Source organism: Pontivivens nitratireducens, assembly GCF_011290545.1.
Lineage (GTDB): Bacteria > Pseudomonadota > Alphaproteobacteria > Rhodobacterales > Rhodobacteraceae > Pontivivens > Pontivivens nitratireducens.
Window position 1 is genome coordinate 1,523,816 of sequence record NZ_CP049811.1, and the last position, 25,034, is coordinate 1,548,849.

Consider the following 25,034-nt stretch of genomic DNA (forward strand, 5'->3'; position numbering starts at 1 on the left):
AAACCCAGCCAGTTTATGGATGTATCATACTTTATAAATTTGACAGACAAATTAAATCGGCAAATGTTCGACCGCAGGATCATTTGTCGAATCGGCGAAGCAAAACTGTGGGAGCGGTATCATGTATCTGGGTCTGGACCTGGGCACCTCCGGTCTGAAAGGCGTCCTGATCGGGGATGCGCAGGCTGTCATCGGGCACGCGACTGCCGCGCTCAGCGTTTCCCGGTCTCAATCGGGATGGTCCGAGCAAGAGCCGTTGCAATGGCTGCGCGCGGCGGAGGAGGTTCTCGACGCACTTGCCGCGAAACACGACCTGTCGGCGGTAAAGGGGATCGGTCTGTCAGGTCAGATGCATGGCGCAACCTTGCTGAACGACGCAGACGAGGTGTTGCGGCCCTGCATCCTGTGGAACGATACGCGGTCCCATGCCGAAGCTGCTGCCATGGACGCCGATCCCCGGTTTCGTGATCTGACGGGCAATATCATGTTTCCGGGCTTTACCGCCCCGAAACTCGCCTGGATTCGGAAGCATGAGCCTGAGATTTTTGATCGCGTTGCCAAGGTGTTGCTGCCAAAGGATTATCTGCGGCTCTGGCTGACGGGGGAGCATGTCGCGGAAATGTCGGATGCGGCGGGAACCGGCTGGCTGAACACTGCAAAACGCGATTGGTCGGACGAACTGCTGCGCGCGACCGGGCTGGACCGCACCCACATGCCACGCCTGATCGAGGGGTCGGAAGTGTCAGGAACCCTGCGCCGCGAACTGCGCGCGCGGTGGGGGCTCAGCGCGGATACCGTTGTGGCCGGGGGTGGGGGTGACAATGCCGCCTCAGCCGTCGGAATGGGGGCCGTTCAGAACGGACAAGCGTTTCTGTCCCTCGGCACCTCGGGCGTGTTGTTTGCGGCGAATGACAGCTACTCACCCGATGCGGCCTCGGCCGTACACACGTTCTGTCATGCCTTGCCGGGTCGCTGGCACCAGATGGGCGTCATCCTGGCAGCGGGGGATGCGTTGAACTGGTTCGCGAAGGTCAGCGCAGCGAAGGCAGCGGATCTGACGTCGGCGCTTGGCAACGTGCAGGCCCCCGGACGCGCGATTTTTATGCCCTATCTGGGTGGGGAGCGGACACCCCATAACGATGCGCGCGTTCGCGGATCCTTCATCGGATTGGAACATGCTGCCGATCGAGCCGCTATGACCCGCGCAGTGCTGGAGGGGGTGGCATTCGCCTTTGCCGATTGTCGTGATGCCCTGATCGCAACGGGCACCACGCTGGAACGGGCGACTGCGGTGGGCGGCGGATCGTTGTCACCGCATTGGCTGCAAATCATGGCAAATGCGACGGGGCTGGCGCTCGACGTGCCGGTATCGGGGGATTTCGGGGGTGCCTTTGGTGCCGCGCGCCTCGGCATGATGGCGGCCGAACATGCGGGGGTGGAGATCGCGACGCCTCCGAACATTCATCATACGATCGAGCCGGATCCGGCACTCGCCTCGGCCTTCGCAGATGCGCATGCCCGTTATCGCGCCGCATCTGCCGCTATCAGGAGTCTGAGCATATGAGCTATTTCGATGGCATCGCCCCCATCGCGTTCGAGGGTCCGGACAGCGACAATCCTCTCGCCTTTCACCACTACGATCCAGATGAGGTCCTGCTGGGCAAACGGATGGAGGAGCATCTGCGCTTTGCCGTGGCCTATTGGCACAGCTTCGCGTGGGAGGGCGGGGATCCCTTCGGAGGACGCACTTTCGACCGGCCCTGGTTCGATGGCGGGATGGACGCCGCGCGAACCAAGGCGGATGCCGCCTTCGACATGTTTCGCATTCTGGGTGTGCCCTATTTCTGTTTTCACGATGCGGATATCCGGCCAGATGGGGCGACCTTCGCGGAAAACTCCGACAATCTGAAGGCTATCGTCGATGTGTTTGAACAGAAGATGGCGCAAGGCGGCCCGAAACTTCTGTGGGGCACCGCCAACCTGTTTTCGCACCGCCGTTATATGAGCGGGGCCGCCACAAATCCCGACCCGGATGTCTTTGCCTTCGGGGCGGCCACGGTCAAGACCTGCCTGGATGCGACCCACCGTCTGGGCGGTGAGAACTACGTTCTGTGGGGAGGGCGCGAAGGGTATGAGACGCTGCTCAACACCGATCTGAAATCGGAGTTGGACCACCTCGCACGGCTTTTGCATCTGGTCGTGGATTACAAGCACAGGATCGGATTCAAGGGCACGATCCTGATCGAACCCAAGCCGCAGGAGCCGACCAAGCACCAGTACGATTACGACGTCGCAACGGTGTACGGCTTCCTCAAGACCTATGGATTGGAAGGAGAGGTCAAACTCAACCTTGAGCAGGGCCATGCGATTCTGGCGGGGCATTCGTTCGAGCATGAGATCGCGCTGGCGCAGGCACTGGGCGTCTTCGGCTCCATCGACATGAACCGCAATGATTATCAGTCCGGGTGGGACACGGACCAGTTTCCGAACAACGTGCCTGAGGTCGCACTGGCATACTATGAGATCCTCAAAGGGGGCGGTTTTGCCACCGGCGGCACGAATTTCGATGCGAAGCTGCGACGGCAAAGTCTCGATCCGCAGGATCTGATCGCCGCGCATGTCGGCGGCATGGATATCTGCGCCCGAGGGTTCAAGGCGGCCGCGGCAATGTTGGAAGACGGCGGGTTGGAAGCAGCCCGCGTCGACCGCTACGCAGGTTGGAACGGCGCGGACGCGCAGCACATGCTGTATGATGCAACCCTTGAGGACATCGAAAGTCGGGTCCTGAACGATGGTATCAATCCCGAACCGGTATCGGGTCGTCAGGAACAGTTGGAAAACTGGGTGAACCGCTTCGTGTGAAGCGGGTGGACAGCGCCCGCCACGGACGCGTAAGCAATCCCCCTATTCGTCCGTTCGGGGGGGACATGAGTTCCAGAAGCAGAAGAAGGAAGGTTCTGACCCAGCGTGAGATCCGACGCCTCGTCCGCTTTCTGACCGTGGGCGCTGCGGTGGCGTTGACCTATTCGCTCTTGTTCACGGGATTGCGAACGACGGGAGCGAACTTGTGGGAGTCCAATGGAGTCGCGCATGTCGGTTCCGTCACTGTGCAATATGTCGCACACACTCTCTGGACGTTCCGCAGCAGGCTGCTCGACCATCGCCAGCAGGCGCGTTTTGTCGGCGTCATCCTGTTCGGTTTCGGGTTCAGCTTCGCAGTTACCACAACGATCTCTCCCACAATGGGGTGGCCGGATTGGGTCTCGGTTCTGCTGGTCGTCTTTCTGTTGCCTGTCTTCAATTATGCATTGTACAGATTTTGGGTGTTTCCGCAGTGAACCCGTTAGTTTCGAATCGATGCGACGGCATCGGCATCTATGCTGCGACCGTCCTCCAATTTCAGGACCGGACCCGACGCAGTCATCCGAGCCTCTTCAACCCGTGAGTGGACGAAGGGTTGTGCCAGCAATCTGTCACCGTTGGCCACCGCGCTTCGCAATTCAAAATCATACAAGCCATGCGGCAAGTCCCGACCCGTTGCCAGAGTGCCGCTCCATGCTCCGCCGGAATATGCTTGATCCGCCACGATGTCGCCCATCGTGTCGCGCACAACCAGACGCGCCCCGGCCGGCGGTGGCGCGTCAAAGTTCAGTTCCACCGGAGTGCCCGAATAATGCGCCTGTCCCAGAACCGACACTGATTTGCCCAGCCACGCCGCAAGTCCGTTCGTGTCGTTCGCCGTCAACGCCGCCGTCAGGTTGTCGAGCTTGGTGTTTGTCTCGATTTGCTGCTCGACGGAGGTGAATGTGGCGAGTTGTTCCACGAACTGTGTCGATTCCATAGGGTTGAGGGGGTCCTGATTTCGCATCTGCGTGGTCAGCAGAGTTAGAAACGTTTCGAAATCCGTTGTCGGTGAGGATTGCGCGGGCGTGGCCGCGCCAGCGGGTGCAGATTGTGTCGTTCCGGAAATTTCCATATCGGTTCCTTGTCAAAGCCTCATGTCCAGCCGATCGCTGATCGGGGTCAGGCCGATCTCGACCGTATCGAAGGCGTTTTCTTCCAGAGTGCTATCGAAGGCGGGATTTTGATCGGCATCGCCGCCCTGTCCGAAGGTCATTTGCGCACTGTCGAAACCCTGAGCCAACAGATCGCTGGTCAGCGAATCGGCGTAGCGACGCAGCAGATCCAGCACCTCCGGCCTGTCGGGGGAAAGGTGTGCGGTCACATGTCCGTCGATGATTTCAAGCGAGATCCGAACGCGCCCCAGTTCGGCAGGGTCCAGTCGCAATTCCGTTTGCGTCCCATCCCGTGCAAGCGTCACGATCGCCATCTGCCCTCTGATCTGGGCGAGGGTGGCATCGGTTCCTGCCGCCACGGCCTGTAGAGCCGCAGCAGGCATGGGCCGCTCCACCGAACTGCGTGAGAGTGAGCTGGTGCCGATCGCGCTCGACATCTGCGCTTCGAGTTCGAGGTCGGATATATCGGGACCGGACTTTTCCGGCGATGCCTGTAGGGGGGGGGGCGGAACCGGTATCGAGGCAACAGATGTGAGGCCGTATGCCGTTACGTGAGCAGCGCGGCCAATCGTGAGCCTGTCTGCGCCCCTACCTGTCTGTGGAATATCTGGCGCACGTCGCGACGATTCGCTGGAAAATTCGTCAGCCTCAAGTCCGGCATGGGGCGCCGTACTTTCAGAAGTTTGCGGCGCAAGCGTGCGATTCGCCGGTGGGTTTATGGCAACGCGCGATTTTTCAAACTGCTGATTTACAAGTGTGCGATTCTGCGGATGCGGGATCGAAGCATCAATTTGTCTCGGCACCTGCGGCGCCACGAATTCAGCCACTAGAGGTCCTGATTCTTCAACGGGCAAGGCGCGGTCACCAGGCGAATCGTCCGCAATCCCCTGCGGATTGGCATCTTCTGTCATGATCGGAGTGTTTGGAGTATCAGGAAATATGGCGAAAGCGACTTCATCGTCGAGCACGATACGTGTGTCTTCGGCCAATGCGATCTGATCGAACGAATCAGCGCGAACCACAGTCGCGAACTTGTTTGGCGGCGAAGCCTCACCCTCTTTCGCGATCTGCCCCAGAAGGGTGCGCGCTGCATTTTCGATACTCGCAAGATGCACTGCCGTCTCCTCAATACCGGATCATAGGGCCTGCGAATTCTTACGATTTCTTTACTTCCACCCCACAAAAAGGCGGCATCCAGAATGGAGAGAAAGAAATGCTGTCAGAAATTACACTGCACGATTCTGCCGTACCCAGGGTTCAGGAGGCGGCCTTGCGCCGCACCGCCGTCGAATTCGAGGCTTCGTTCCTAGCTGAAATGTTGAGCCATAGCGGTTTCGGCGCGGCGCGGACTGAACAGGGCGGTGGAGCGGGGGAGGACGCCTTTGCCTCCCTGCTTGCCAGAGAGCACGCCAAGGTTTTCGCCCAGAAGGGGGGAATCGGGTTGGCCGACCGAATATTCGAAAGCCTGGTGCAAAGTTCGGAGGCGGTCCGATGAGGGCGCGCGTTGTGAGGCGTATAAACGAAGCCATCATCCGTCAGCGCGAGGCGATCATAGCGGGGGACTATCCCGATCCCGAGGTGATAGAACGTATCGGCCCCATGCTCAAAAAGCTGTCGGAACGCGAACTGGGCCCGATCAGTGAAGCGTTGAGGCGCAACCTTGAATTGCTGGGAATTGCGCGGGACGCCGTTGCCGAAATGCGCGCGCCCCCCTCCGCCACCGGGTTGCGCACATATACGGCGCAAGGAAACCTGCGGCCCCCGACTGAGGTGGCGGGGGTCCTCATCAAGCGGTAACCCGTTGTTAACGATACTAAGTCCGCCGCATTTACCCCTTGTTAGGATGCGGCGGGCCAGATGGTCATGCGATCCAAGAGATCGGCGCGGTTCCAACCGGAATGGAGGGACCGCTTTCGTCAGAATGACGTTCAGGGTCGGTTCTCCGGCCATTTTCTCAAAGCCGGTGCTGAATGCACCGCACATGGAGTTAAATGATATGTCCAGCATTCTGACGAACAATGGCGCAATGGTCGCGCTCAGCACACTTCGCAACATCAGCTCCGGTCTGGCGGAAACACAAAAGGAAATTTCGACAGGCCTCAAGATCAGCTCCGCCGCTGACAATGCCGCAGTCTGGTCGATCTCGCAGGTCATGCGCTCCGATGCCGATGGTTTCGGCGCGATTTCCGAAAGCCTGTCGCTCGGCAATTCCACGGTCGCCGTCGCCCGAAAGGCATCGGAATCAATCACGGAACTGCTGGGCAACATCAAGACGCAGGTCATCGCAGCACAGGAATCCGGCAACGACAAAACGAAGATCCAAAGCGAGATTTCCGCCCTGCGCGATCAGGTCAGTTCGATCGTAGGCGCCGCGCAGTTCAAGGGGGTAAATCTTCTTCAGGGAAGTCAGGCGATTACGGTCCTGTCCTCCCTCGACCGTACAGCTGACGGCAGTGTCAGCGCATCGCGTATCACGGTGAATCGCAACGACCTTTCCGCGACTGAGGAAACCGCAGGCACCACGGCGGTCGCTGCGGGCGCGTTGATGACCGGAACACGTACGGGGTCGGCAGTCGCCGGAAACGCCGCCGATCCAGACGCGGTTGTCAGCTTCACCTCCGGTGGCGTGGAACTGGGTGCGACCTATACCATTACACTGACTGGCACGGGCGCGGCCGGATCCGATACTTCCGGCGAACAGACGTTCACCTATGTTGCGGGGGAAAGCGATACGGAACTCAGCGTTTCGACTGCACTCAAGGATCAGATGGATACTTATATATCCGACAATAGCCTGACCAACATCTCCACCTCCCAGGATGGGGCGACGGGTGCCCTGACGGTTGCATTGGCGGGTGGCGCAGGAACTGACAGCATTGATGTCGGCTTTACGGAGTTTACAGGCGGTACGGTCGATGGCGGTCTGTCGGCACTGGCCGGGATGGATGTGACAACGGAGGAAGGCGCTGCTCAGGCGTTGACCGATGTGGAATCCCTGATCAACACCGCAATTGATGCGGCCGCTTCGTTCGGCTCCGCTCAGGGGCGGATTTCCACCCAGTCCGACTTCGTGTCCAGCCTGACTGACTCGCTGATGTCCGGAGTGGGTTCGCTCGTCGATGCGAACATGGAAGCGGCGTCCGCGCGTCTGCAATCGTTGCAGGTTCAACAGCAGCTGGGCATTCAGTCGCTGTCGATCGCGAACCAGTCGCCGCAGTCGATCCTTTCGCTCTTCCGCTAAGGAGATCTCATCCGGGCCCGTGATGCGCGGCCCGGATGAACCACGGCTGTCATGAGGGATCGAACTACACCGATCGAGCGGTAAGGAATTCAGGAAATGAATATTCGGGTGGCCCAGAACGGGTATGGGACTGCGCAACGAAATGTCGGCACACCGCGCGCGGTGGAGATAGACGTTCTGGCGCAAATCACGAGAACGCTGCGTGCGGCGGAGGCGGCGAGAGAAACGGAATACGCCGCCTTTGTCGATGCGCTGCAAGCGAATGCAGAACTGTGGCGAATTTTCGCTCAGGATTTAAGTGATATCGGCAATGGTCTGCCCTTGGAATTGCGTCGGGGTCTTTTTGCCTTGGCGGGCTTTGTGCACGATGAAACCAATCGGATATTATTGAACGGCACCACCTCCGAGGAGTTGTGCGCGATCAATCATGATATTCTGACAGGCCTCAGACAATCCAACCCGGTTGAGGCGGGTTTATGAGCGGCCTGGTTCTGAAGTTACGACCTGCGGAGCGCGTGCTGATCAACGGGGTCGTGATAGAAAATGGGGATCGACGTTCCCGATTGAATATCCTGACGCCCAACGCGAATATCCTGAGGCTTCGCGACGCCATTCACCCCTCCGAAGCATCCACCCCGGTCACACGCGTCTGCTATCTCGCGCAGCTGATCCTAGCCGGTGAGGCTGATGAGGAGAAAGGGCGTGCTCAACTTCTGGATGGGCTGGGACAACTGGCTTTCGTTTTCAACGATGGCTCCGCCCACGATATTCTGATGGAGGCCACGGCCCACGCCAAGGCCAGTATGATCTATCAATGTCTGCGTGCGCTGAAGTCATTGCGCACCATCGAAGTCACGTTGTTCGCGAAAAGCGATGTGGGTCGGGTTCCCCAACCCACTGACACTTAACCTGATCGCGCGACCAGCGCGGTCAAGCGCGCGAAGGACAGGGTCGCATCGGGCAAGTCCCGGGCGGCCCATATTTCGTCGATCTTGGCGGCTGCTCTCAGAATGCGATCCGCTTCCGGATCCGCACCCGCTGACGACAGTCCGGCATCTCTCAGCGGAGCGATCCGGGCGGCTGCGGTCAAGGTTTCGCGTACGGTGGCGATGGTCTCATTCTCCGTCTTCGTCGCGGCTTGCGGCAGAGAGCGGGAGACTGACTTCAGAACATCTATCGCGGGGAAGCGACCGCGCTCTGCAATGTCACGGTCCAGAACGATATGCCCGTCGAGCATCCCCCGGACCATGTCTGCAAGTGGTTCGTCCATGTCGGAGCCGGCAACCAGAATGGACAGCACTGCCGTGATGTCCCCTTCCGAGGTGGCACCGGGGCCGAGGCGTTCCATCATCCTGGCGAGATCTTGCGCCGTATTGGCTGGGAACCCGACACTGACCATACGCCCGCTTTGCGCAGCTTCGATCTGACGATGCGCCTCCGCCCAGCGGGTGAGGGAGTCCATCAACACTAACACGTGTCGCCCCTCACGTTTGAAGTGTTCAGCGATATCTATGGCGGTCAGGGCGGCGCGTCTGCGTTCGAGGGCGGAACAGTCAGCCGTAGCGGCAACGCAAATCGACCTAGCGCGCGTCTCGGGGTCCATCACATCGCGCAGGAAGCTGGCGAGTTCGTGCCCCCTTTCCCCAATCATGGCAAAGACGATGACATCAGCCTGTATACCCCGCGCCAGGGAGTTCAGCAGACTGGTTTTTCCGACTCCCGATCCGGCAAAGAGCCCCACTCTTTGCCCGCGGACGATCGGAAGCATGGTGTCGATCGCGGGTTCGCCCGTATCCAGCCGGTCGCCCAGACCGCGTCGTGCCAAGACGTTGCGATGTGGCGCCGACGGATTTCGGGTTATCCGAACGTTCAATGGCTGTCCGTCGAGGGGGTCGCCAAACGCGTTGACGATTCTGCCCAGCCAGCGCGAATCGGGGCACAGTGACCCGGACGCTTCCTTCCAAATCAGCAACCCGGGCGACAACTCCGCCACGCTGCCGAAGGGAATCAGTCTGATTTCACCCGGGGAAACTGCGGTAATCTCGGCCCGGGTTCCTCCCTCGATCATGCACAGATCGCCAACTCCGACGTGCTGATCCAGTCCCGAAGCGATCAAAAGTCCTTCTTCTATGCGCTTCAGCGTCCCCATACGCACCTTTTTGGGGATTTCGCGGATCATTCGCGACATTTCTGCAAACTGGGCCATGGGCGATCCTCTTCGGTCCTTTGATTACCCTTTGTTCACTTCCGAAGGTTAAGCCGAGGTTGAAGAGTATAGGGAGAAGCCCTGAATGATCGAAAACAACTCACTTTTATCCATAGCGGCATCTGCCTCGCGGCATGCAGCGGTGCGTCAAACTGTGATCGCGCAGAATATCGCAAACGCCGATACACCCGGATTTGTCGCGCAGGACGTCGTCTCATTCTCTCAAGTCGTGTCAGGTGGCACGGATGGATTCGATATTCGCCACACCAGGGCAGGCCACATGGCTGGTTCCGCCGGTATCGAAGGCAGGCTGCTGATCGACAGTTCGGCACAGGGCGCGACCACTCCCGACGGGAACTCGGTTTCGATCGAGGATCAGATGGTACGGGCCGCCGATGCCCGGCGACAGCACGATCTGGCGCTGACGCTCTATCGCAAATCACTGGATTTGATCCGCATCGGCCTGGGCCGTGGATGATAAGGGAGAAACCCGATGAGCGATCTGCTGTCTTCAATGCAAAGTTCCGTCAGCGGGATGACCGCGCAATCCATGCGTTTGCGCGTCAGTTCCGAGAATATCGCGAACTCCGATACGCCCGGCTATCACGGCAAGATCGTGCGGTTCGCACAGGTTGCCGCTGGCGACGGCACCTCGCGTGTGGTCAGCGGACCACCCGAGCTCAGCAATGCGTCCTTGGAGCGCATTTATGCGCCCGGTCATCCCCTGGCCGATGCCGAGGGATATTATGACGGGTCCAACGTCAATTTGATGGTTGAAATAGCCGACGCGCGTGAGGCGCAGCGAAGCTATGAGGCCAATCTGAAAATGTTCGATCAGGCGCGTGCGATGTCATCCTCGCTGCTCGATCTGCTGCGCCGTTAAGGAGGATCGATATGGATATTCAATCTGCACTCGCCGGAAAGGCATACGGACTTTCGCGTCAGATCGCGGTGGAACCTCAGTCCCAGACGGGCGCGGCATTCGCCGAGGTCGCGGCAGACATGGTCTCGGATCTGCAAGCGACGGAAAAGGCGGCAAGCGGCGCATTGACGGGAACCGTCGATCCCCACGCGATGGTGCAGGCACTGGCCGAAACGGAACTTGCGATCGAAACCGCTGTCACTTTGCGGGACAAGGTGGTGGAGGCCTATCAGGAAATTCTGAGGATGCCGGTATGACGGAGGGTGAGCTGCTCGATCTGTTGCGAGAGGCCTTGTGGGCCGCGCTGATCGTGGCCTTGCCCGTACTGGCCGTGGCGCTGACGATCGGCCTCGTGATCGGATTGCTTCAGGCGCTGACATCCATTCAGGAAATGACCCTGACATTCGTGCCGAAACTGGCGGGGATTCTGGCAGTGTTCTGGATCACGATGGATTTTTCCGGGCGTGTTCTCCTCGTTTTCTGGGACAAGAGCGTCCTGCCTGCCATAGCGGGGTCCTGAGTCATGGATGTAGCAGGAACCGTCGCACTCTCACGCCAATCCGGGCTCGACCGGGAGATGCGAGTGATCGCCAACAATCTCGCGAATATGTCTACCACCGGCTACCGCCGCGAGGGGGTCGTTTTTTCCGAAAGTGTGAAGACCGCGCAAGGTGAGGCGGACAGCATTTCGATGTCTTCGCTGAATACGCGCTATTCCGACGTGGCACCCGGGGCGATGCGCTCGACCGGGGGGGCGCTGGATCTGGCGATTGATGGAGAGGGCTTCTTTCAGGTCGAGGGCCCAACCGGCGCGCGCCTCACCCGTGCCGGCGCGTTCATGAAGGATGCGAACGGACAGATGATAAATGCCGCAGGTGAATTCCTGCTCGACGGGGGCGGTGCGCCGATCCTGCTGCCGCCGGGCAGTATAGATGTCGAAATCTCCGCCGATGGAACCGTGACGGCCGGCGGCGATCCGGTCGCGCAGCTTGGCCTGTTCGTTGCCGCCGAGGGTGCCAGCTTCGAGCGGGAGGACGGCGTCCGTTTTCGGTCCGACCAACCGTTCGAACCGGCCCCGGATGCCCGGATCATGCAAGGGCAACTCGAGGACGCGAATGTCAGCGCGGTTGGCGAGATGACCCGGATGATCGAGGTTCAGCGCGCCTATGAATTCAGTCAGGCCCTACAGGAACGTGAAGATGAACGTCAACGCGCGGTCGTACGCACACTCGGGCAAGCCCCTCAATAATATAGGAGAACGCAGATGAGAGCATTATCCATTGCGGCGACGGGTATGGACGCCCAGCAAATGCGGGTCGAGGTCATATCCAACAATCTCGCGAACATGAGCACGACGGCCTACAACGCACGTCGGGCTGAATTTTCCGATCTCCACTATCAACAGGTCAGCCGCGCGGGCACCATCAACGCCGCAGACGGAACGGTGCTGCCGACGGGTGTTCAACTTGGCCTCGGGGTTCGCGCCTCCGCCGTGACGATGCATGTCGAGCAGGGCTCGCTTCGCGCCACCGGGGGCGAGCTGGATATCGCGATCGAGGGCGGCGGATATCTGGAGGTGGAACTGCCGACCGGGCAACAGGCCTATACTCGTGACGGTGCTCTGAAACGCAGCGGCGAGGGGCAGATCGTTACGTCCGACGGCTTCGCTGTCATCCCGGAAATCACGATTCCAGACGATGCACGAAGCATTTCGATCAACGCTCAGGGTGAGGTCTACGCCTATTTCAGCGATCAGGTTCAGCCTCAGTTGATGGGGCAGCTTACGCTCGCTGATTTCACCAACGTCAAGGGATTGGAGGCATTGGGCGGAAACCTGTTCGCCGAAACCGAGGCTTCGGGCGGGGCCGTGGTCGGCAGTCCTGGCGACACGGGCTTCGGCACGATGCGGCAGGGCTATCTGGAGGACAGCTCCGTCGATGCGGTGCGGGAAATGACCGAGCTGATCGAGGCGCAGCGTGGCTACGAATTGAATGCGAAGGTCATCACGGCTGCGGATCAGATGCTCGCTGCGACGACACAAATCCGATGAACAAGGCAGGTATCTTGATGCTCGCCATGGCGTTCGGCGTGCCGAGCTTCGCACAATCGGTTGTTCCGATCCGTGCGATCCGCGCCGAACAGGTCGTGCGCCCCTCGGACATATCGGCCGCGCGCGACAGTTGGCCCGGAGCGATTTCGCAGTTGGAGGATGCGATCGGACGTGAGGCGCGGGTAACGTTGTATCCCGGCCGCCCGATCCTGCAGGGCGATCTTGCTGAACGGGCTGTCGTGGATCGCAATCAGATCGTCCTGCTGAATTACTCGACAGGAGGCCTGGCGATCATAGCGGAGGGGCGCGCTCTTTCTCGGGGCCGTCCCGGCGAACGTATTCGCGCCATGAATGTCGCGTCTCGAATGACGATCTGGGGCACGGTACAAGCTGACGGCACCCTGGAGGTTTCACAATGAAGCGATCACTCGCGATACTGGCTCTGCTAACGGGGTGTGCTTCATCCGATATCGGACGGCCGCCGGCGGTTACGCCGATTGATGCGCCGGAAAACCAGATCATTGCCGCGGTAAGCCCGGAAAGGCTGGCGCTCAGCCAGGCAGCCCTTGCCCGAGCCGAGCCCCTGACATCCGATGGGTCGCTTTGGCGGTCTGGCCCGACCAGCCTGTTCGGTGATCGCCGTGCCCGAGTGCTGGGTGACATTCTGACCGTCGTTATCGAGATTGACGAGCAGGCCGAGATGACGAATGCGACGGATCGATCCCGTTCAGGGCAGGAGGGGATGAGCGTCAGCTCCTTGTTCGGTTTGCCTGAAAGCCTTGCAAATCGTGGTGTTTCCCTAGAGCCGGGGGTCGCCGCGAACTCCAGCTCCGGCTCCTCCGGCTCCGGAACCACGCGCCGGCAGGAGGAAATTGCCCTGAGGGTTGCGGCGACCGTGGTGGACATCCTGCCGAACGGTCATTTGGTGGTACTGGGCAGTCAGGAAGTTCGCGTGAATTTCGAACTGCGCGATCTACAGGTCGCCGGAATCGTACGACCCGAGGATATCTCGCGTCGCAACGAGATTACATATGACAAGATCGCCGGCGCGCGCATCATTTATGGCGGGCGGGGTCAGATCACGGACGTTCAGCAGCCGCGCTATGGTCAACAGATGCTGGAACGCGTCCTGCCATTTTAGGGGAAGAGCCGTATGCGCTTGCTTTTTATATTGCTTCTCGTCCTTGCCTCCGCCGGCGGTGGAGCAGGCAGTGCCTGGTTTCTCAGACCCGGTTCCGAGGTGATGGAGGTTGGAAATGCCGCAGAGGATCCACAGGATCTGGAGCATTACAGCTACGTCGAGCTTCAGAACCAGTTCGTGGTTCCGCTGACCGAAGGGGACACTGTCACCGGTCTTGTCGCCGTATCACTCGCGATCGAGGGCAAGAAGGGTGAGGAGCAGACGATCCTGCATGCTGAACCCCGTTTGAGGGATGCGTTCCTGCGTGTCCTGTTCGAGCATGCACGGGCAGATGGATTTCAGGGCGATTTCACCAACGATACGAGCATGGCGGAGCTTCGATCACGGCTATCGGCCGCTGCTCTCGACAATCTGGGACAGATCGTCAGTGGTGTCCTGATTACCAGCGTTACGCGCCAGGACTTTTGATCACTCATCAATGAGCTTGCGTGCCCGCTGCTGATCCATACGCTTGCGGGTTTTTCTATCGGCATCTGCTATCAGCTGGTCCTTCCGCCTCAAACCCACCAATTCAAGGCTGAGGTGGTGACGTTCTTCCTCAAGCGCCCGTAGGGTGGTCTTCATGTGCCTCAGACGTGCTGCGCGGGACCGGTCCGCTTCCGCTCTCATCATCACGTCTGACGGGGGGGCTTCTCGCTCCAGATCGTCGATGTCCCGTTGCAGGCCGCTTATTTTCTGACCCAGACGCGCCGCCCCGATCTCACGGCTGGATATGATTGCCGCCAAACAGGCGCGTACCCGGGCGGCGTCAATCGGCTTCATCTGGCCTGGCCTCGCGCACGGGCCCGCATCCGATCTGCAAACCGGATTGCCGCTGCGACGGCAACATATGTTTGTTGAGGTATCTCGGATCCCACTGGCAGGTCCGCGAAAAGGGTTCGCGCGGTGGGTACATCCCTGAAGACCGGAATGCCGTTTTCCGCGGCCAGTTCCCGTATCCGCGCTGCGATTTCGCCCTGACCCTTCGCGACGCAAACGGGCGCGCAGCCTTGGTCCCGCGCCCATTTCAAGGCCACAGCTATTTCCGTTGGATTGACCAGAATCACGTCGGCTTCGGGCACGTCAGCCAGCATGCGGTTGCTGGCAAGCTCTTGCGCGCGGCGCCTGCGTTGCGCTTTCTGATGCGGGTCGCCCTCGGCATCCTTGGATTCGTCGCGGAGGTCCTGATGGCTCATCCGCAGTTTGCGAAGATGCTCGAAACGCTGCCAGAGCATGTCGACAACCGAAATTGCACCCGCCACAACGGTCGCCACGCCCAACAGGGACAGGACCGTACGCCCCATATAAATCGCCAGCGCCCCGCCGCTCGACCCGGAGAGGCCGATGAAGCGATCCTTTTCGAGGCGGAACCAGATCGCCAGGGCGAGCGACAGGATGATCAGTTTGGAGAAGCTTTTGCCGAACTCGAACAAGCCCTTTGCGCCGAACTTACGACCAAAGCCTTTCAGAACGCTGATCCGCTCAAGTTTAGGCATCAGGTTCGAGCCGGTGAAAAGAACACCGCGTTGCGCGATCAGAACCGCGAGGATCATCGTAATCGGCAGGACGATCAGCGTACTCGCTGACACGAAAGCGGTCATGACCGCGCCCTTGGCAACGGCGATCCCCTGAGGGCCAGCCGCTTGGGCAAAGATCTGGGATAAGCTGCCGCCCAGGCTGTCGATTTGCGCGGCGCCGATAATGAGCAGGCCGATCCACAGACCCAGATATGATGTGGCCGAGAGCAGGTCGGGACTTCGCGCGATGTTGCCCTTGCGCCTCGCATCCTCCAGTTTCTTGGGTGTCGGGTCGTGGATTTTCTCACCGCTGTCGTTCGCCTCACCGCTCATGGCAGAACCGAAAATGGGGCGGACAACACGCGCGCGAGCAGGTCGTTCCAGTGATACAGGAGCATTGGAGCAGCCATCAGCATCATCAGAATGGATGCGCCCGTGATTGCGGGCGCGCCGATAAATGCAACCATGAGCTGCGGCATCGCACGATTTATCGCACCCAGCGCCACGTTATACGCAAGCGCAACCACGACGAAGGGTGCCGCGAGAGTGAAGCCCAGTGCTATGGCGTGCCCGGTTCGCGCGATGCTCCACTCTGCAAGCTCACCCGCAACCGGCAATCTACCCAGCGGGATGAGGTCATAGCTGAGCACCAACGCCTCCGCGGTCCGAATGTGCAGGCCGAGAACGAGCGCCAGAGTTACGCCGGCAAGGGAAAGCAATGCCCCGATCGCCGGCATTGGATCGGGCATCGCACCGGGGCCAAGAAGTTGCGCGAGGGAAGTGCTCTGCGCGGCGATCGATCCGGCGAACTGCAAGGCCATGACGAGGAACCGAACGGACAGGCCGAGCGCAACCCCCACAGCAATCTCGATGAGCAAACCGGGAAGCAGCGGCACGCCCTGCGTATCGGGCACCATCGGCCAGACGATCATGGTGAATGCCACGGCCCCCGCCAGTCGAACACGCATCGGCAGAAGTGATGAACCGAACCCGGGCATCAGCCCCACTGCCGCCGCTATCCGCGCGAAGACGAGGATCAAGGCCGTGAGCACCTCTTCGGACAACATAGCGATATCGCCCATCGGATCCATCAGGCCGCTACGGTCCCTAGCAAAGCCGGTTTGTCGCCCGGCCCGATTTCGTCGTAAGACAGAACGGTGCTGCGAATTCCACGCGCCGCGAGAATGGCCCGGACGAACCGGCGTCTGCGAGCAGCCGTGATGATGGCGGGCGTGCGTCCTGCCTCGGCCAAGCGGGCGATTTCGGCGGCGATCCGTTCTGTCAGCCGGTTGATGTCCGTCGCTGGCAGCGCGATATCGTGCGCCCCACCGGTCGTGCCGATTTCATTCTGCGCGAAAAGCGTTTCCCACGCCGGGTCGAGCTGGATCAGCGGCAAGGCTCCATCCTGCTCCTTCAATTCGGCGGTGATCTGGAACGAGAGGCGCTGTCGCACATGCTCGGCCAGAATATCCGGAGCGGTGGTTTGCGGGCCGGCCTCGCTCAACGCTTCGAGGATCAGGGGAAGATTGCGGATGGACATCTGTTCATCGAGCAGCAGCCTGAGGACGGTTTGAAGAGTGTCCAGACTGATGCGGTCGGGAACGTATTCATCCAGCATCTTGCGGTTTGCCGCCGCGCGGGCCGGATCGCTGGGGCTGACGAAAGCATCGAGAATCTTGCGCAATGCGCGACGGGTGAACAGCCGTCCAAAATGACTTTTTATAACCTCCAGAAGATGCGTTGCGATCACTTCTGCCGGAGTAATGACAGTGTGCCCGGCCAGATCCGCGGCATCGCGCTGGTCCGGGTCGATCCAGCGGGCAGGGGCGCCATATACGGGCTCCGACACATCCTGACCCGCGGGAAGGCCCGTGCGCTCATCCGGCAAGAGCATGAGCAGGCTATGCGCCTGAAGTCTGCTGTCGGCGACGCTGACCCCCTGGATGCGAATGGAATAACTGCCCAGAGGGCTGCCGGGGTCGTCCGTCAGGCGAATTTCCGGCAGGATCAAACCGTAAAGTTCGGCAATGTGGTTGCGCATGTTGACGATCCGCGCGTCCAGACCGCTTGCTGCATTCATCGCAACCGGAATCAGGTCGGGGGCGACGGTCACATGGATTTCGTCCAGATCAAGCACGTCGCCCAGCGGGCGCTCCTTTGCGACCGGGACGGGTACGGCGGCCTGTTTCGTGGCCTCCAGTGCCATTTTGCGCTGTTTGGCGACCCCCAGATAGGCGGCGGCTGCCAGACCGATCGCCCCGATCATGAAGGGAATGAAAGGTAGACCCGGGATGACGGCGAAGACCGCCATCAAACCTGCCACGGTGCCCAGAGCCGCCGGATACCCGCCCAATTGCGACAGGATCGCCTGATCCGCGCTGTCACTGGCGCCGCCCTTTGCCAGCAGCAGCGCGGTTGCGATGGAAATGATCACGGCGGGGATCTGACTGACCAGTCCGTCACCGACCGTCAGTATCGCGTAGGTCTCGAACGCCTGACTGGCGGGCATCGAATGCGCAAAGATCCCGATGGCGAGGCCTACGACGAGGTTCAGCAGTGTAATCAGCAAACCCGCGATTGCGTCGCCCTTGACGAATTTCGACGCGCCGTCCAGTGATCCGAAAAATGTTGTCTCCTCCTGCTCAACCTTGCGGCGGGTGCTTGCCTCCTCATGCGTCATTGCGCCTGCGGCCATGTCGCTGTCGATCGCGAGTTGTTTCCCAGGCATCGCGTCCAATGCGAAACGGGCTCCGACCTCCGCCATGCGCCCGGCGCCCTTGGTGATCACCATGAAGTTGACGATCAGCAATACGCAGAAGACGACGAGGCCGAGATAGACGCTGCCGCCCATCACGAACATCGCGAAGCCCTCGATCACGCCCCCCGCGGCGTGGGTTCCGCTATGACCCTGACCGATGATCAGCTTGGTCGATGAGATGTTCAGCGACAGACGCAGCATCAGGCTGGCCAGCAGGATCGTCGGAAAGGCGGAGAAATCCAGCGGGCGCTGGATGAACAACGTGTTCGCAAAGATCAGGATTGCCAGCCCGAACGATGCGGCCAGCCCCAGGTCGAGCACGATTGCCGGTACCGGCAGGATCATCATGATGATGACCGCCATCAGGGCCAGTGTCATCAGCACTGTCGGTTGGTAAAGAACCCGCAGGTCGAATGTGCTGCCCATCCTAATAGCCGTGCAGCGGGCCGGCGGCCCGTGTCAGCAGGGGGCCCGTCGCGCGGGTCAGAAAGAACACCGATCCGGCATTTCGGGAGGGCTCAACCTCGGCCAGAACCGTGGGCAGATCCGCCAGAATGGCATCGAACCGCGCAGCATAGCGGGTGGCGAATTCGGGCGTGCCCGAATGGTAGCGGCCAGCGGCGAGGCTCCACGTGCCGAGCGCCTCAAAATGCCCCTTAAGATATGTCGCGGCATAGTCGGCATTGGCGGCGGGGTCGAACATGGCCGTCACGCTGTCGAAGGCCTGACCGTGCCAGCGCCAGTTCAGTTGAAAGCAGCCGACATCGAAACTGGGTCTGTCTTGCGCAAGAGCCTGCTGCGCAAAGGCCTCCGCCTCCGCCCGGTTGTCGAACCAGTGGCCTGCCCCCTCCAGATTGATGGTCCATGGCCAGGGTTGTAGGGCACCGTCGCGGCGTCTGCCGGTTTCGGTCAAGGTTATGGCGCGCATGACCTCGACCGGGATCTGATGGTCCCGCGCCGCGCGGGCGGCGGCCTGCTCACAAATTGCCGGACTGGCCTGTGCCGGTCCCGACAGGAAAATCAACATCATCAGATGTCGGAACTTCATCAGCGGATTCTCCTGCTTCTGCATATTCGCGAAGACAGGATTAGCGACAGATGGTTACCGGAAGGTTTCGATTTGTGAATGGCGCAGCGCCACGCATTCAATAGGCCACGTGGCGGCGATCCCGGCCGCCACGTGACACGGCATCAGTTCAGATCAGCGGAAAGATCCTCGTCGATGCTGGTTTCCGCCTCGGAGACCGCTTCACGCAATGCGCCCAGGATTGACGGACCACGCTCTACATTCTCCTCGAACCAGACATAGACAGGCTCCGCCGCTTGCGCGAATGCGGCCTTTTGCTCAGGCGTGGGAACATAGAGGTCGCCGCCCCCCTCGACGAAGGCCTCGTAGGCTTCGATGGATTTGCGTTTCGGAGAGGCGAACGTCGCTTGCTGCAGGGCATAGAATCCGTCCACGACGACGCGGCGCAGATCCTCGGGCATCGACATGAACGTCTCGTTCGACATCCACCACAACGCGCCCATATAGGCGTGACCGTCCAATGTCATGTATTGCAGCCCGGCATCCGGAAACTTCATCCCCATGATATCGGTAATGCCGTTCTTTGACCCCTCGACCACGCCTGTCTGGAACGAGGTGAACAATTCCGCCCACGGGATCGGGGTGGGGGACGCGCCCAGCGCACGCACCAGTTCCTGCGGCAGATCGGCCACGACGGTGCGAATCTTCAGCCCCTCGATGTCTTCGGGCGTTTCGATACGGTGCTGGGTGTTTGCGAAGTTGCGCCAACCGCCCGTGTTTCCGATTGTCATCAGCCGGATTGTGTCGCCGCTGTCCTCCAACGCCATCTGGCGCATCGTTCGCACGAAGTCCCCTTGCATCACCGTTTCCGCAACGCGGTCGTCGCGCATCAGGTAGGGCAGGTCCAGAACCTGAACGTAGGGAAAGATTCCCGCCGCACCGCCCGAGGTGGACATGTAGATGTCGATGGCACCCTCGGCCACGCCTTGCAGGCATTCCGCGCCGTTGGAACACAGCTGAGTCCCCATGAATATCTCCACTTCGATCGCACCGTTCGAAGCGGACTCGACGTAGTTTTCAAACACGACCAGTCCGTCGTAATCCTCGTCGTTTTCGTTGGAATTTGCAGTCGCGCGGATGGTGTAGTCCTGTGCGTGCGCGCCCGTCGCGGCGCTGACGCCGATCGCGGCGGCCAGCAGCAGCGATTTGAAGCCTTGGTTCTGGTTCATGCTTGGTCCTCCTGTTGAGTGATCTTCGTTCGTCAGGGTTCAGCCCGCATACCCGAGCAGCCGGGGCACGGTAAGAGATAGGGCGGGGACGTAGGTAATCAGAAAAATCACGACGATTTCCACCGCGAGAAACGGAAGTATGGCTTTCGAGATCGTCTCCACCCGCTCTCCCGATACGGATGATGCCACGAACAATACCAGACCCATCGGCGGGGTCGCGAGACCTACGGTCAGGTTGACGCTCATGATCATGGCGAAATGAACGGGGTCGATCCCCATGTTCACGAAGATAGGGCCGAGTATCGGCCCCAGGATGATGATCGCCGGTCCAGCATCCAGAAACATGCCCACCACAAACAGCAGCAGGTTGATCAGAAACAGCAGCATCAGCGGGTTCGAGCTGAGCGTCAGGACGAAATCTGCCATGTTTTCCGGCACCCGGCTCAGGCTGACCACCGTCTTGAACGCCATGGCGGCCCCGACCAGCAGCAAGACCACAGCGGAGGCGAGCGCCGCGCGCTTCAGCACCTCGGGCACATCGCGCAAGGTCATCGTGCGCAGGACGAACAGGCTGATGAACAGCGCATAGGCCGCCGCGAGGGCCGAGGCCTCCGTCGGCGTGGTGATACCCCACAGAATGCAACCGAGGATGATGACCGGGGTGAGCAGTGGGAAAAACGCCTTCAGGCTGGCCTGGCCCCGGTCGGTCCAGCTTGCGCGTTCTGACGCGACCGGAAAGTCGTATCTGTCGGCCATGACCTTCGTGATGACCATCAGGCCCACCCCGACCATGATGCCGGGTATCAGGCCCGCCGCGAACAGATCCTTGACGCTGACCTCCATCACATAGGCGTAAATGATCATGATGCCGGAGGGCGGAATGATCGGCCCGATGACGGAGGACGCCGCAGTGATCGCTGCCGCAAAACGCCGGGGATAACCTTGCTTTTCCATCGCGGGGATCAGCATCGAACCCAATGCCGACGTATCCGCCACAGCGGAGCCGGACATCCCCGCGAACAGCATCGAACTGAAGACATTCACATGCGCCAGACCGCCCCGAAAGTGACCCATCAAGGCTTGCGCGAATTCAACGAGCCGCAGGGTAATTCCCCCCCGGTTCATCATCTCCCCCGCCAGCATGAAGAAGGGAATGGCCATAAGTGGCGTCGAATCCATCCCATTGTAGACATTGCGATACAGCAGCGCGATATCGCGCATATAGGTGGTATCGCCCCGTATCAGCGCATCCCACCAGATCAACAAACCCGGAGCCGCCAGAAGGCCGAAGAAAACCGGCAGCCCGATCAGCAGCAGCGTCAGAAACACCGGCAGGAACCAGATCAGCATGTCATTCGGCCCCGGCGGAGATCATCGCGGGATCACGAGGGAAGGTCGCATGAGGTTCGAACAGCTGGATGAGGGTCTTGAGCGTAAGTTCCACGTTCACAAGGATCAGAAGCCACAACCCCACCAGAAGCGATGCCATCATGTGCGAGCGGGGCATCTTGTCCCACCCGAACTGCCAGCCATCCTCGATGCTGGGAAAAAAGAATGTTTTGAGCGTGGCGGTCCTGAACGTGCCGGCGAACCCCGTCACCTCGTTCCAGCCGATATGCGCCCCCACGACCAGGACGGTCTGTGCCAGCATCAACAGGAACAGCGACAGCACCAGCGCCGGCAACCGGGGCAGTGAGCGCACCGCCGTCTCGATCGAGACGAAGCCGCCCCAGCGATAGCCCGACGCCGCAATCAGGCCCGTCATCCACAGCATCATGAAGCGTGCGAACTCCTCGGTCCAGTTCGGGGCAGCGTTAAAGGCGTATCGCATGACGACCTGATACAGGATCGTGACTGTCATGAGGCCTATCAATACCCAGGCGATGGACCGGCCCAATGCGAGCAGGATGGAATTCACGGAGACCAGGACACCGAACAGCATCTTGAGAACGCTCAACCTGGACCCTCCCTGTCTGTGCGGATCATCTTCGATGGGATCGGTGGCGCGTTGCCGAGTCAACAGCATCGATACGTGCCGCCCACCTGCGCTAGGATCTCGCGATGGCATTGTTACAATGTCATAATGCGCCTTGGCGCTCGATGGTTTCACTATAGAGTCAAAACGAAGCACAGAATTGTGTCAAGTTGACCATTTCCCCGTGACGTTCGGCGCAGGGCGCTACATACCTGATTAGTGCGTGTACGACAGGGTCGGGCTTTCACGCTTGTCCCCTTGCCGTGCGTGACCGTACGAACGAAGCGAGGACGCAACGCGGATTGGAGCGGAGCATGGACGATATCTTCGACCTTTGGGTGATCGGGGGCGGTATCAACGGCGTGGGTATCGCGCGCGATGCGGTGGGGCGTGATTTGAAGGTGGGGCTGTGCGAGCAGGGCGATCTGGCCGGGGCCACCTCGTCCGCATCGACCAAGCTGTTCCATGGCGGTTTGCGTTATCTCGAATATCTGGAGGTCAATCTGGTTCGCAAGGCGCTGATCGAGCGTGAAACGCTGTTGCGCGCCATGCCCCATATCTCCTGGCCGATGCGATTCGTCCTGCCATTTCATCCAGATATGCGGTTCGAGGGGGAAACACCGGTCAGTCGCATCGTCGGTCGACTGATGCCATGGACGAAGGGGAGCAGACCCGCCTGGCTGGTGCGGCTGGGTCTGTTTTTCTACGATCATCTGGGCGGTCGCAAGATCTTGCCACCGACCCGAACGCTCGATCTGCGAACCGATCCGGCGGGTATACCGCTCGAAAACAGGTTTGAGCGCGGCTATGAATATTCCGATTGCTGGGTCGAGGACAGCCGACTGGTCGCCCTGAACGCGCGGGACGCCGCCGAGCGCGGGGCGCAGATCCTCGTCAGAACCAAATGTGTCGGTGCAAGACGGCATGACGATCATTGGGTGATCGATCTGGAGGACGTGAACACGGGGGAACTGTTCCAACGCCACGCGCGCATTCTCGTGAACGCAGGCGGACCGTGGGTTGAGGATATCGTGCGCAACACCGTGCGGGTCCACACGGACGAGGGTGTCCGACTGGTGCGCGGCAGCCATATCGTCGTCAGGAAACTGTTCGATCACGACCGCGCTTACTTCCTTCAGGGTGAGGATGGCCGGATCATGTTCGCGATCCCCTATCAGGAGGATTTCACCCTGATAGGCACGACGGATGAGGATCATCAGGGCGGCCCCGGAACGGCCGAATGCACCCCTGCCGAAGCGGATTACATGCGCGATTTCGTCAACAAATATTTCGAAGCCGACATTCAGGCGGAGGATATCGTCTGGACCTACTCCGGGGTGCGTCCGCTCTACGATGACGGGGCAAAATCAGCGACGGCCGCCACGCGCGATTACGTCCTGTCCGTAGATACGGCAGACGACAAGGCACCGCTTCTCAGCGTGTTCGGCGGCAAGATCACAACATATCGGAAGCTGGCTGAAACGGCGCTGACGAAACTGGCTCCGCATCTCAGGCTGGTGAAGCCGGACTGGACCGCAGGTGTGCCCTTGCCCGGAGGGGATTTTCCCGTGAACGGTGTTCCAGAACAGATCGCCACCCTGACCGCCGCGGCACCGTTCCTGGACCAAAAGACGATACGCCGGCTCATCAGGGCCTACGGTACTGATGCGCTCGTGATGCTGGGCGGGGCAGACAATGTCGAGGCATTGGGCCGCGATTTCGGCGCGGGTCTGACGGAGCGCGAAGTGCGTTGGCTGATGGACAAGGAATGGGCGCAGACGGCGGAGGATGTCGTCTGGCGTCGCTCCAAGCTCGGACTGCGCATGACGCCGGATCAGATTTTGGCTCTCGACACATGGATGCAGTCTGCGCGCGTTTGAGCGCGGGTGTATTTCAAACCGCCGCGATGATCTGATTCAGATGTTCGGTGACTTCGGCATAGGGGTCGTCCGTCAATCTGACACCCTTCACATCATCCCGCGCACCCAGCTTGGCCGGGGCGAAGCTGACGTTGTGATCGGCTGATCCTATCACCAGCTCCATCTGGTCCACGGCCGTTCGGGGAACGGGGATCATGTCCCCTACCTTCCAGCGTTCGATCTCACCCATCGTCATGCGGGCCCTGTGCATCACTGCTGTCATGACCACAGGGCAGTTCAGCGCGGCCTGATGCATGTGGTGTTGCCAGATGCCGCCAGCGCTCTCCGGGACCTGTGCTTCGGTCTTTTTCGGGATCGATTGCAGGCTGTCGAGAACGGAGAGCGGTATGATAAGCTCGAAATCCGCGTTCCTGGCGGCCTCTCCGATATCCAGGTTTATGCCGATCGTCATCACATCCGCTCCGGGCGGCGCGATACTGACCTGAGTGACGTTCTGCTCCAGAAACGCGAGGGAGAATGTGCGCGCGACGGGCGTGCCCATGGTTTCCTCCATCGCGCGTGTGAAGCAGGTGATGGCGCCCGCCAGAAAATCCTCACACAACTCCATGTCTATGGCCGTCAGGGTTCGTGTGGTTGGCACCGGCGATACTGCCGGGTCCCCTCCCATGCGAAGATCGACGAGGTGAAACACCAGTTCCGAACTCATGTTGATCATCGCGGCTGTGTCCAGCCCCGCGATCCTCGCCACGCCAAGCATGGACGGAATGGGAATGCGTTCCACCGTGTCGGTCAACTTGGAAACATCCGTTACGGTGATGATGGCCCCGGTCGTGGTCTTGAACAAATCACGGGCCGTCCGCTCAATCGCGGCGGCAAATCGCGCGGCGATGGCGGAGAATTCCGGCATCGGCACGCGGCCCTCCGGTCTTTGCGCGACCTTTCGCGCAATTATGGTGCCCGCATTCTCGCCCAATCGCTCAACTCCGATTCCAACGTCGTGCGATCTCAATACCGGGTTCTGTATTAACGACAG

At 60.3% G+C, this 25,034-nt stretch carries 30 protein-coding genes; 18 read left to right on the top strand and 12 right to left on the bottom strand.

Features of this window, described 5'->3' with window-relative positions:
• Window positions 1-121: 121 nt before the first annotated feature.
• The 3 genes from xylB (at window position 122) to G8E03_RS07400 (ending at window position 3,338) form a co-directional block, all read left to right on the top strand.
• Entirely contained in the window at window positions 122-1,564 is a 1,443-nt protein-coding gene (xylB, locus tag G8E03_RS07390; protein WP_166190260.1) for a xylulokinase, read from the top strand.
• Window positions 1,561-2,862: a xylose isomerase gene (gene xylA / locus G8E03_RS07395; RefSeq protein WP_166190262.1), complete on the top strand. Its 1,302-nt coding sequence runs from the start codon at window positions 1,561-1,563 to the stop codon at window positions 2,860-2,862. The genes xylB and xylA overlap by 4 nt, the downstream gene beginning before the upstream one ends.
• 65 nt (window positions 2,863-2,927) lie before the next feature.
• The gene (locus tag G8E03_RS07400; RefSeq protein ID WP_166190264.1) at window positions 2,928-3,338 is read left to right on the top strand and encodes a GtrA family protein; all 411 of its coding nucleotides are present in this window, start codon (window positions 2,928-2,930) and stop codon (window positions 3,336-3,338) included.
• A gap of 5 nt (window positions 3,339-3,343) precedes the next feature.
• On the opposite strand, the gene G8E03_RS07405 is transcribed toward G8E03_RS07400, so the two are convergent.
• On the bottom strand, window positions 3,344-3,976 hold the full coding sequence (locus G8E03_RS07405; RefSeq protein WP_166190266.1) for a flagellar hook capping FlgD N-terminal domain-containing protein: 633 nt from the start codon (window positions 3,974-3,976) through the stop codon (window positions 3,344-3,346).
• A gap of 12 nt (window positions 3,977-3,988) precedes the next feature.
• Window positions 3,989-5,131: a flagellar hook-length control protein FliK gene (locus G8E03_RS07410; RefSeq protein ID WP_166190268.1), complete on the bottom strand. Its 1,143-nt coding sequence runs from the start codon at window positions 5,129-5,131 to the stop codon at window positions 3,989-3,991.
• Between the two features lie 98 nt (window positions 5,132-5,229).
• Here G8E03_RS07410 and G8E03_RS07415 point away from each other — a divergent pair, with 98 nt between their 5' ends.
• The 5 genes from G8E03_RS07415 to G8E03_RS07435 all read left to right on the top strand — a co-directional run bounded on the left by G8E03_RS07415 (window position 5,230) and on the right by G8E03_RS07435 (window position 8,165).
• The gene (locus tag G8E03_RS07415; protein WP_166190270.1) at window positions 5,230-5,511 is read left to right on the top strand and encodes a rod-binding protein; all 282 of its coding nucleotides are present in this window, start codon (window positions 5,230-5,232) and stop codon (window positions 5,509-5,511) included.
• Between the two features lie 11 nt (window positions 5,512-5,522).
• On the top strand, window positions 5,523-5,813 hold the full coding sequence (locus G8E03_RS07420; protein WP_166190272.1) for a hypothetical protein: 291 nt from the start codon (window positions 5,523-5,525) through the stop codon (window positions 5,811-5,813).
• Between the two features lie 199 nt (window positions 5,814-6,012).
• Window positions 6,013-7,257 carry a flagellin N-terminal helical domain-containing protein gene (locus G8E03_RS07425; RefSeq protein WP_166190274.1) on the top strand — a complete coding sequence of 415 codons (1,245 nt, stop codon included), beginning with the start codon at window positions 6,013-6,015 and terminating at the stop codon, window positions 7,255-7,257.
• 96 nt (window positions 7,258-7,353) lie between these two features.
• Window positions 7,354-7,737 carry a flagellar biosynthesis regulator FlaF gene (locus tag G8E03_RS07430; RefSeq protein WP_166190276.1) on the top strand — a complete coding sequence of 128 codons (384 nt, stop codon included), beginning with the start codon at window positions 7,354-7,356 and terminating at the stop codon, window positions 7,735-7,737.
• Entirely contained in the window at window positions 7,734-8,165 is a 432-nt protein-coding gene (locus G8E03_RS07435; protein ID WP_166190278.1) for a flagellar biosynthesis repressor FlbT, read from the top strand. The genes G8E03_RS07430 and G8E03_RS07435 overlap by 4 nt, the downstream gene beginning before the upstream one ends.
• Here G8E03_RS07435 and fliI read toward each other — a convergent pair.
• Entirely contained in the window at window positions 8,162-9,463 is a 1,302-nt protein-coding gene (fliI, locus tag G8E03_RS07440; RefSeq protein WP_166190280.1) for a flagellum-specific ATP synthase FliI, read from the bottom strand. The genes G8E03_RS07435 and fliI overlap by 4 nt on opposite strands.
• 85 nt (window positions 9,464-9,548) lie before the next feature.
• Here fliI and G8E03_RS07445 point away from each other — a divergent pair, with 85 nt between their 5' ends.
• Genes G8E03_RS07445 through G8E03_RS07485 form a run of 9 tightly spaced genes read left to right on the top strand, consistent with a single transcriptional unit; the run spans window position 9,549 to window position 14,044 of the window.
• Entirely contained in the window at window positions 9,549-9,941 is a 393-nt protein-coding gene (locus tag G8E03_RS07445; protein WP_166190282.1) for a FlgB family protein, read from the top strand.
• A 15-nt stretch (window positions 9,942-9,956) separates the two neighbouring features.
• A complete protein-coding gene (gene flgC / locus G8E03_RS07450; protein WP_166190284.1) occupies window positions 9,957-10,346 on the top strand; it encodes a flagellar basal body rod protein FlgC in 390 nt (129 codons plus the stop codon).
• Window positions 10,347-10,357: 11 nt separating this feature from the next.
• On the top strand, window positions 10,358-10,642 hold the full coding sequence (gene fliE / locus G8E03_RS07455; protein WP_166190286.1) for a flagellar hook-basal body complex protein FliE: 285 nt from the start codon (window positions 10,358-10,360) through the stop codon (window positions 10,640-10,642).
• Window positions 10,639-10,905: a flagellar biosynthetic protein FliQ gene (locus tag G8E03_RS07460; RefSeq protein WP_166190289.1), complete on the top strand. Its 267-nt coding sequence runs from the start codon at window positions 10,639-10,641 to the stop codon at window positions 10,903-10,905. Before fliE ends, G8E03_RS07460 begins: the two co-directional genes overlap by 4 nt.
• A gap of 3 nt (window positions 10,906-10,908) precedes the next feature.
• Window positions 10,909-11,634, top strand: coding sequence for a flagellar hook-basal body complex protein (locus G8E03_RS07465; RefSeq protein ID WP_166190291.1), 726 nt, complete (start codon window positions 10,909-10,911; stop codon window positions 11,632-11,634).
• 15 nt (window positions 11,635-11,649) lie between these two features.
• Window positions 11,650-12,435 (top strand): flagellar basal-body rod protein FlgG, encoded by a 786-nt coding sequence (flgG, locus tag G8E03_RS07470; protein WP_166190293.1) that lies wholly within the window; start codon window positions 11,650-11,652, stop codon window positions 12,433-12,435.
• Window positions 12,432-12,854, top strand: coding sequence for a flagellar basal body P-ring formation chaperone FlgA (gene flgA / locus G8E03_RS07475; protein ID WP_166190295.1), 423 nt, complete (start codon window positions 12,432-12,434; stop codon window positions 12,852-12,854). Before flgG ends, flgA begins: the two co-directional genes overlap by 4 nt.
• Window positions 12,851-13,576 (top strand): flagellar basal body L-ring protein FlgH, encoded by a 726-nt coding sequence (gene flgH, locus G8E03_RS07480; RefSeq protein WP_166190298.1) that lies wholly within the window; start codon window positions 12,851-12,853, stop codon window positions 13,574-13,576. Before flgA ends, flgH begins: the two co-directional genes overlap by 4 nt.
• Window positions 13,577-13,588: 12 nt before the next feature.
• A complete protein-coding gene (locus G8E03_RS07485) occupies window positions 13,589-14,044 on the top strand; it encodes a flagellar basal body-associated FliL family protein (protein ID WP_166190300.1) in 456 nt (151 codons plus the stop codon).
• On the opposite strand, the gene G8E03_RS07490 is transcribed toward G8E03_RS07485, so the two are convergent.
• From G8E03_RS07490 to G8E03_RS07525, 8 genes are all read right to left on the bottom strand, one after another.
• Window positions 14,045-14,398 carry a hypothetical protein gene (locus tag G8E03_RS07490; protein ID WP_166190303.1) on the bottom strand — a complete coding sequence of 118 codons (354 nt, stop codon included), beginning with the start codon at window positions 14,396-14,398 and terminating at the stop codon, window positions 14,045-14,047.
• A complete protein-coding gene (locus tag G8E03_RS07495; RefSeq protein ID WP_166190305.1) occupies window positions 14,395-15,465 on the bottom strand; it encodes an EscU/YscU/HrcU family type III secretion system export apparatus switch protein in 1,071 nt (356 codons plus the stop codon). The genes G8E03_RS07490 and G8E03_RS07495 overlap by 4 nt, the downstream gene beginning before the upstream one ends.
• Entirely contained in the window at window positions 15,462-16,214 is a 753-nt protein-coding gene (locus G8E03_RS07500) for a flagellar biosynthetic protein FliR (protein ID WP_240910301.1), read from the bottom strand. Before G8E03_RS07500 ends, G8E03_RS07495 begins: the two co-directional genes overlap by 4 nt.
• Before the next feature lie 8 nt (window positions 16,215-16,222).
• Window positions 16,223-18,316, bottom strand: a complete 2,094-nt coding sequence (gene flhA / locus G8E03_RS07505) for a flagellar biosynthesis protein FlhA (protein WP_166190309.1) — start codon at window positions 18,314-18,316, stop codon at window positions 16,223-16,225.
• A gap of 1 nt (window position 18,317) precedes the next feature.
• Window positions 18,318-18,938: a transglycosylase SLT domain-containing protein gene (locus G8E03_RS07510; protein ID WP_166190311.1), complete on the bottom strand. Its 621-nt coding sequence runs from the start codon at window positions 18,936-18,938 to the stop codon at window positions 18,318-18,320.
• Window positions 18,939-19,081: 143 nt separating this feature from the next.
• Window positions 19,082-20,146 carry a TRAP transporter substrate-binding protein gene (locus tag G8E03_RS07515; protein WP_166190314.1) on the bottom strand — a complete coding sequence of 355 codons (1,065 nt, stop codon included), beginning with the start codon at window positions 20,144-20,146 and terminating at the stop codon, window positions 19,082-19,084.
• A gap of 39 nt (window positions 20,147-20,185) precedes the next feature.
• Complete coding sequence (locus tag G8E03_RS07520; protein ID WP_166190316.1) at window positions 20,186-21,496, bottom strand: TRAP transporter large permease; 1,311 nt, start codon at window positions 21,494-21,496, stop codon at window positions 20,186-20,188.
• A 1-nt stretch (window position 21,497) separates the two neighbouring features.
• Window positions 21,498-22,103 carry a TRAP transporter small permease gene (locus G8E03_RS07525; RefSeq protein ID WP_240910302.1) on the bottom strand — a complete coding sequence of 202 codons (606 nt, stop codon included), beginning with the start codon at window positions 22,101-22,103 and terminating at the stop codon, window positions 21,498-21,500.
• A gap of 332 nt (window positions 22,104-22,435) precedes the next feature.
• On the opposite strand from G8E03_RS07525, the gene glpD reads away from it, so the two are divergent.
• A complete protein-coding gene (gene glpD, locus G8E03_RS07530; protein WP_166190318.1) occupies window positions 22,436-24,001 on the top strand; it encodes a glycerol-3-phosphate dehydrogenase in 1,566 nt (521 codons plus the stop codon).
• Between the two features lie 13 nt (window positions 24,002-24,014).
• On the opposite strand, the gene G8E03_RS07535 is transcribed toward glpD, so the two are convergent.
• Window positions 24,015-24,974 (bottom strand): FliM/FliN family flagellar motor switch protein, encoded by a 960-nt coding sequence (locus tag G8E03_RS07535; protein WP_166190320.1) that lies wholly within the window; start codon window positions 24,972-24,974, stop codon window positions 24,015-24,017.
• Window positions 24,975-25,034 lie beyond the last annotated feature (60 nt).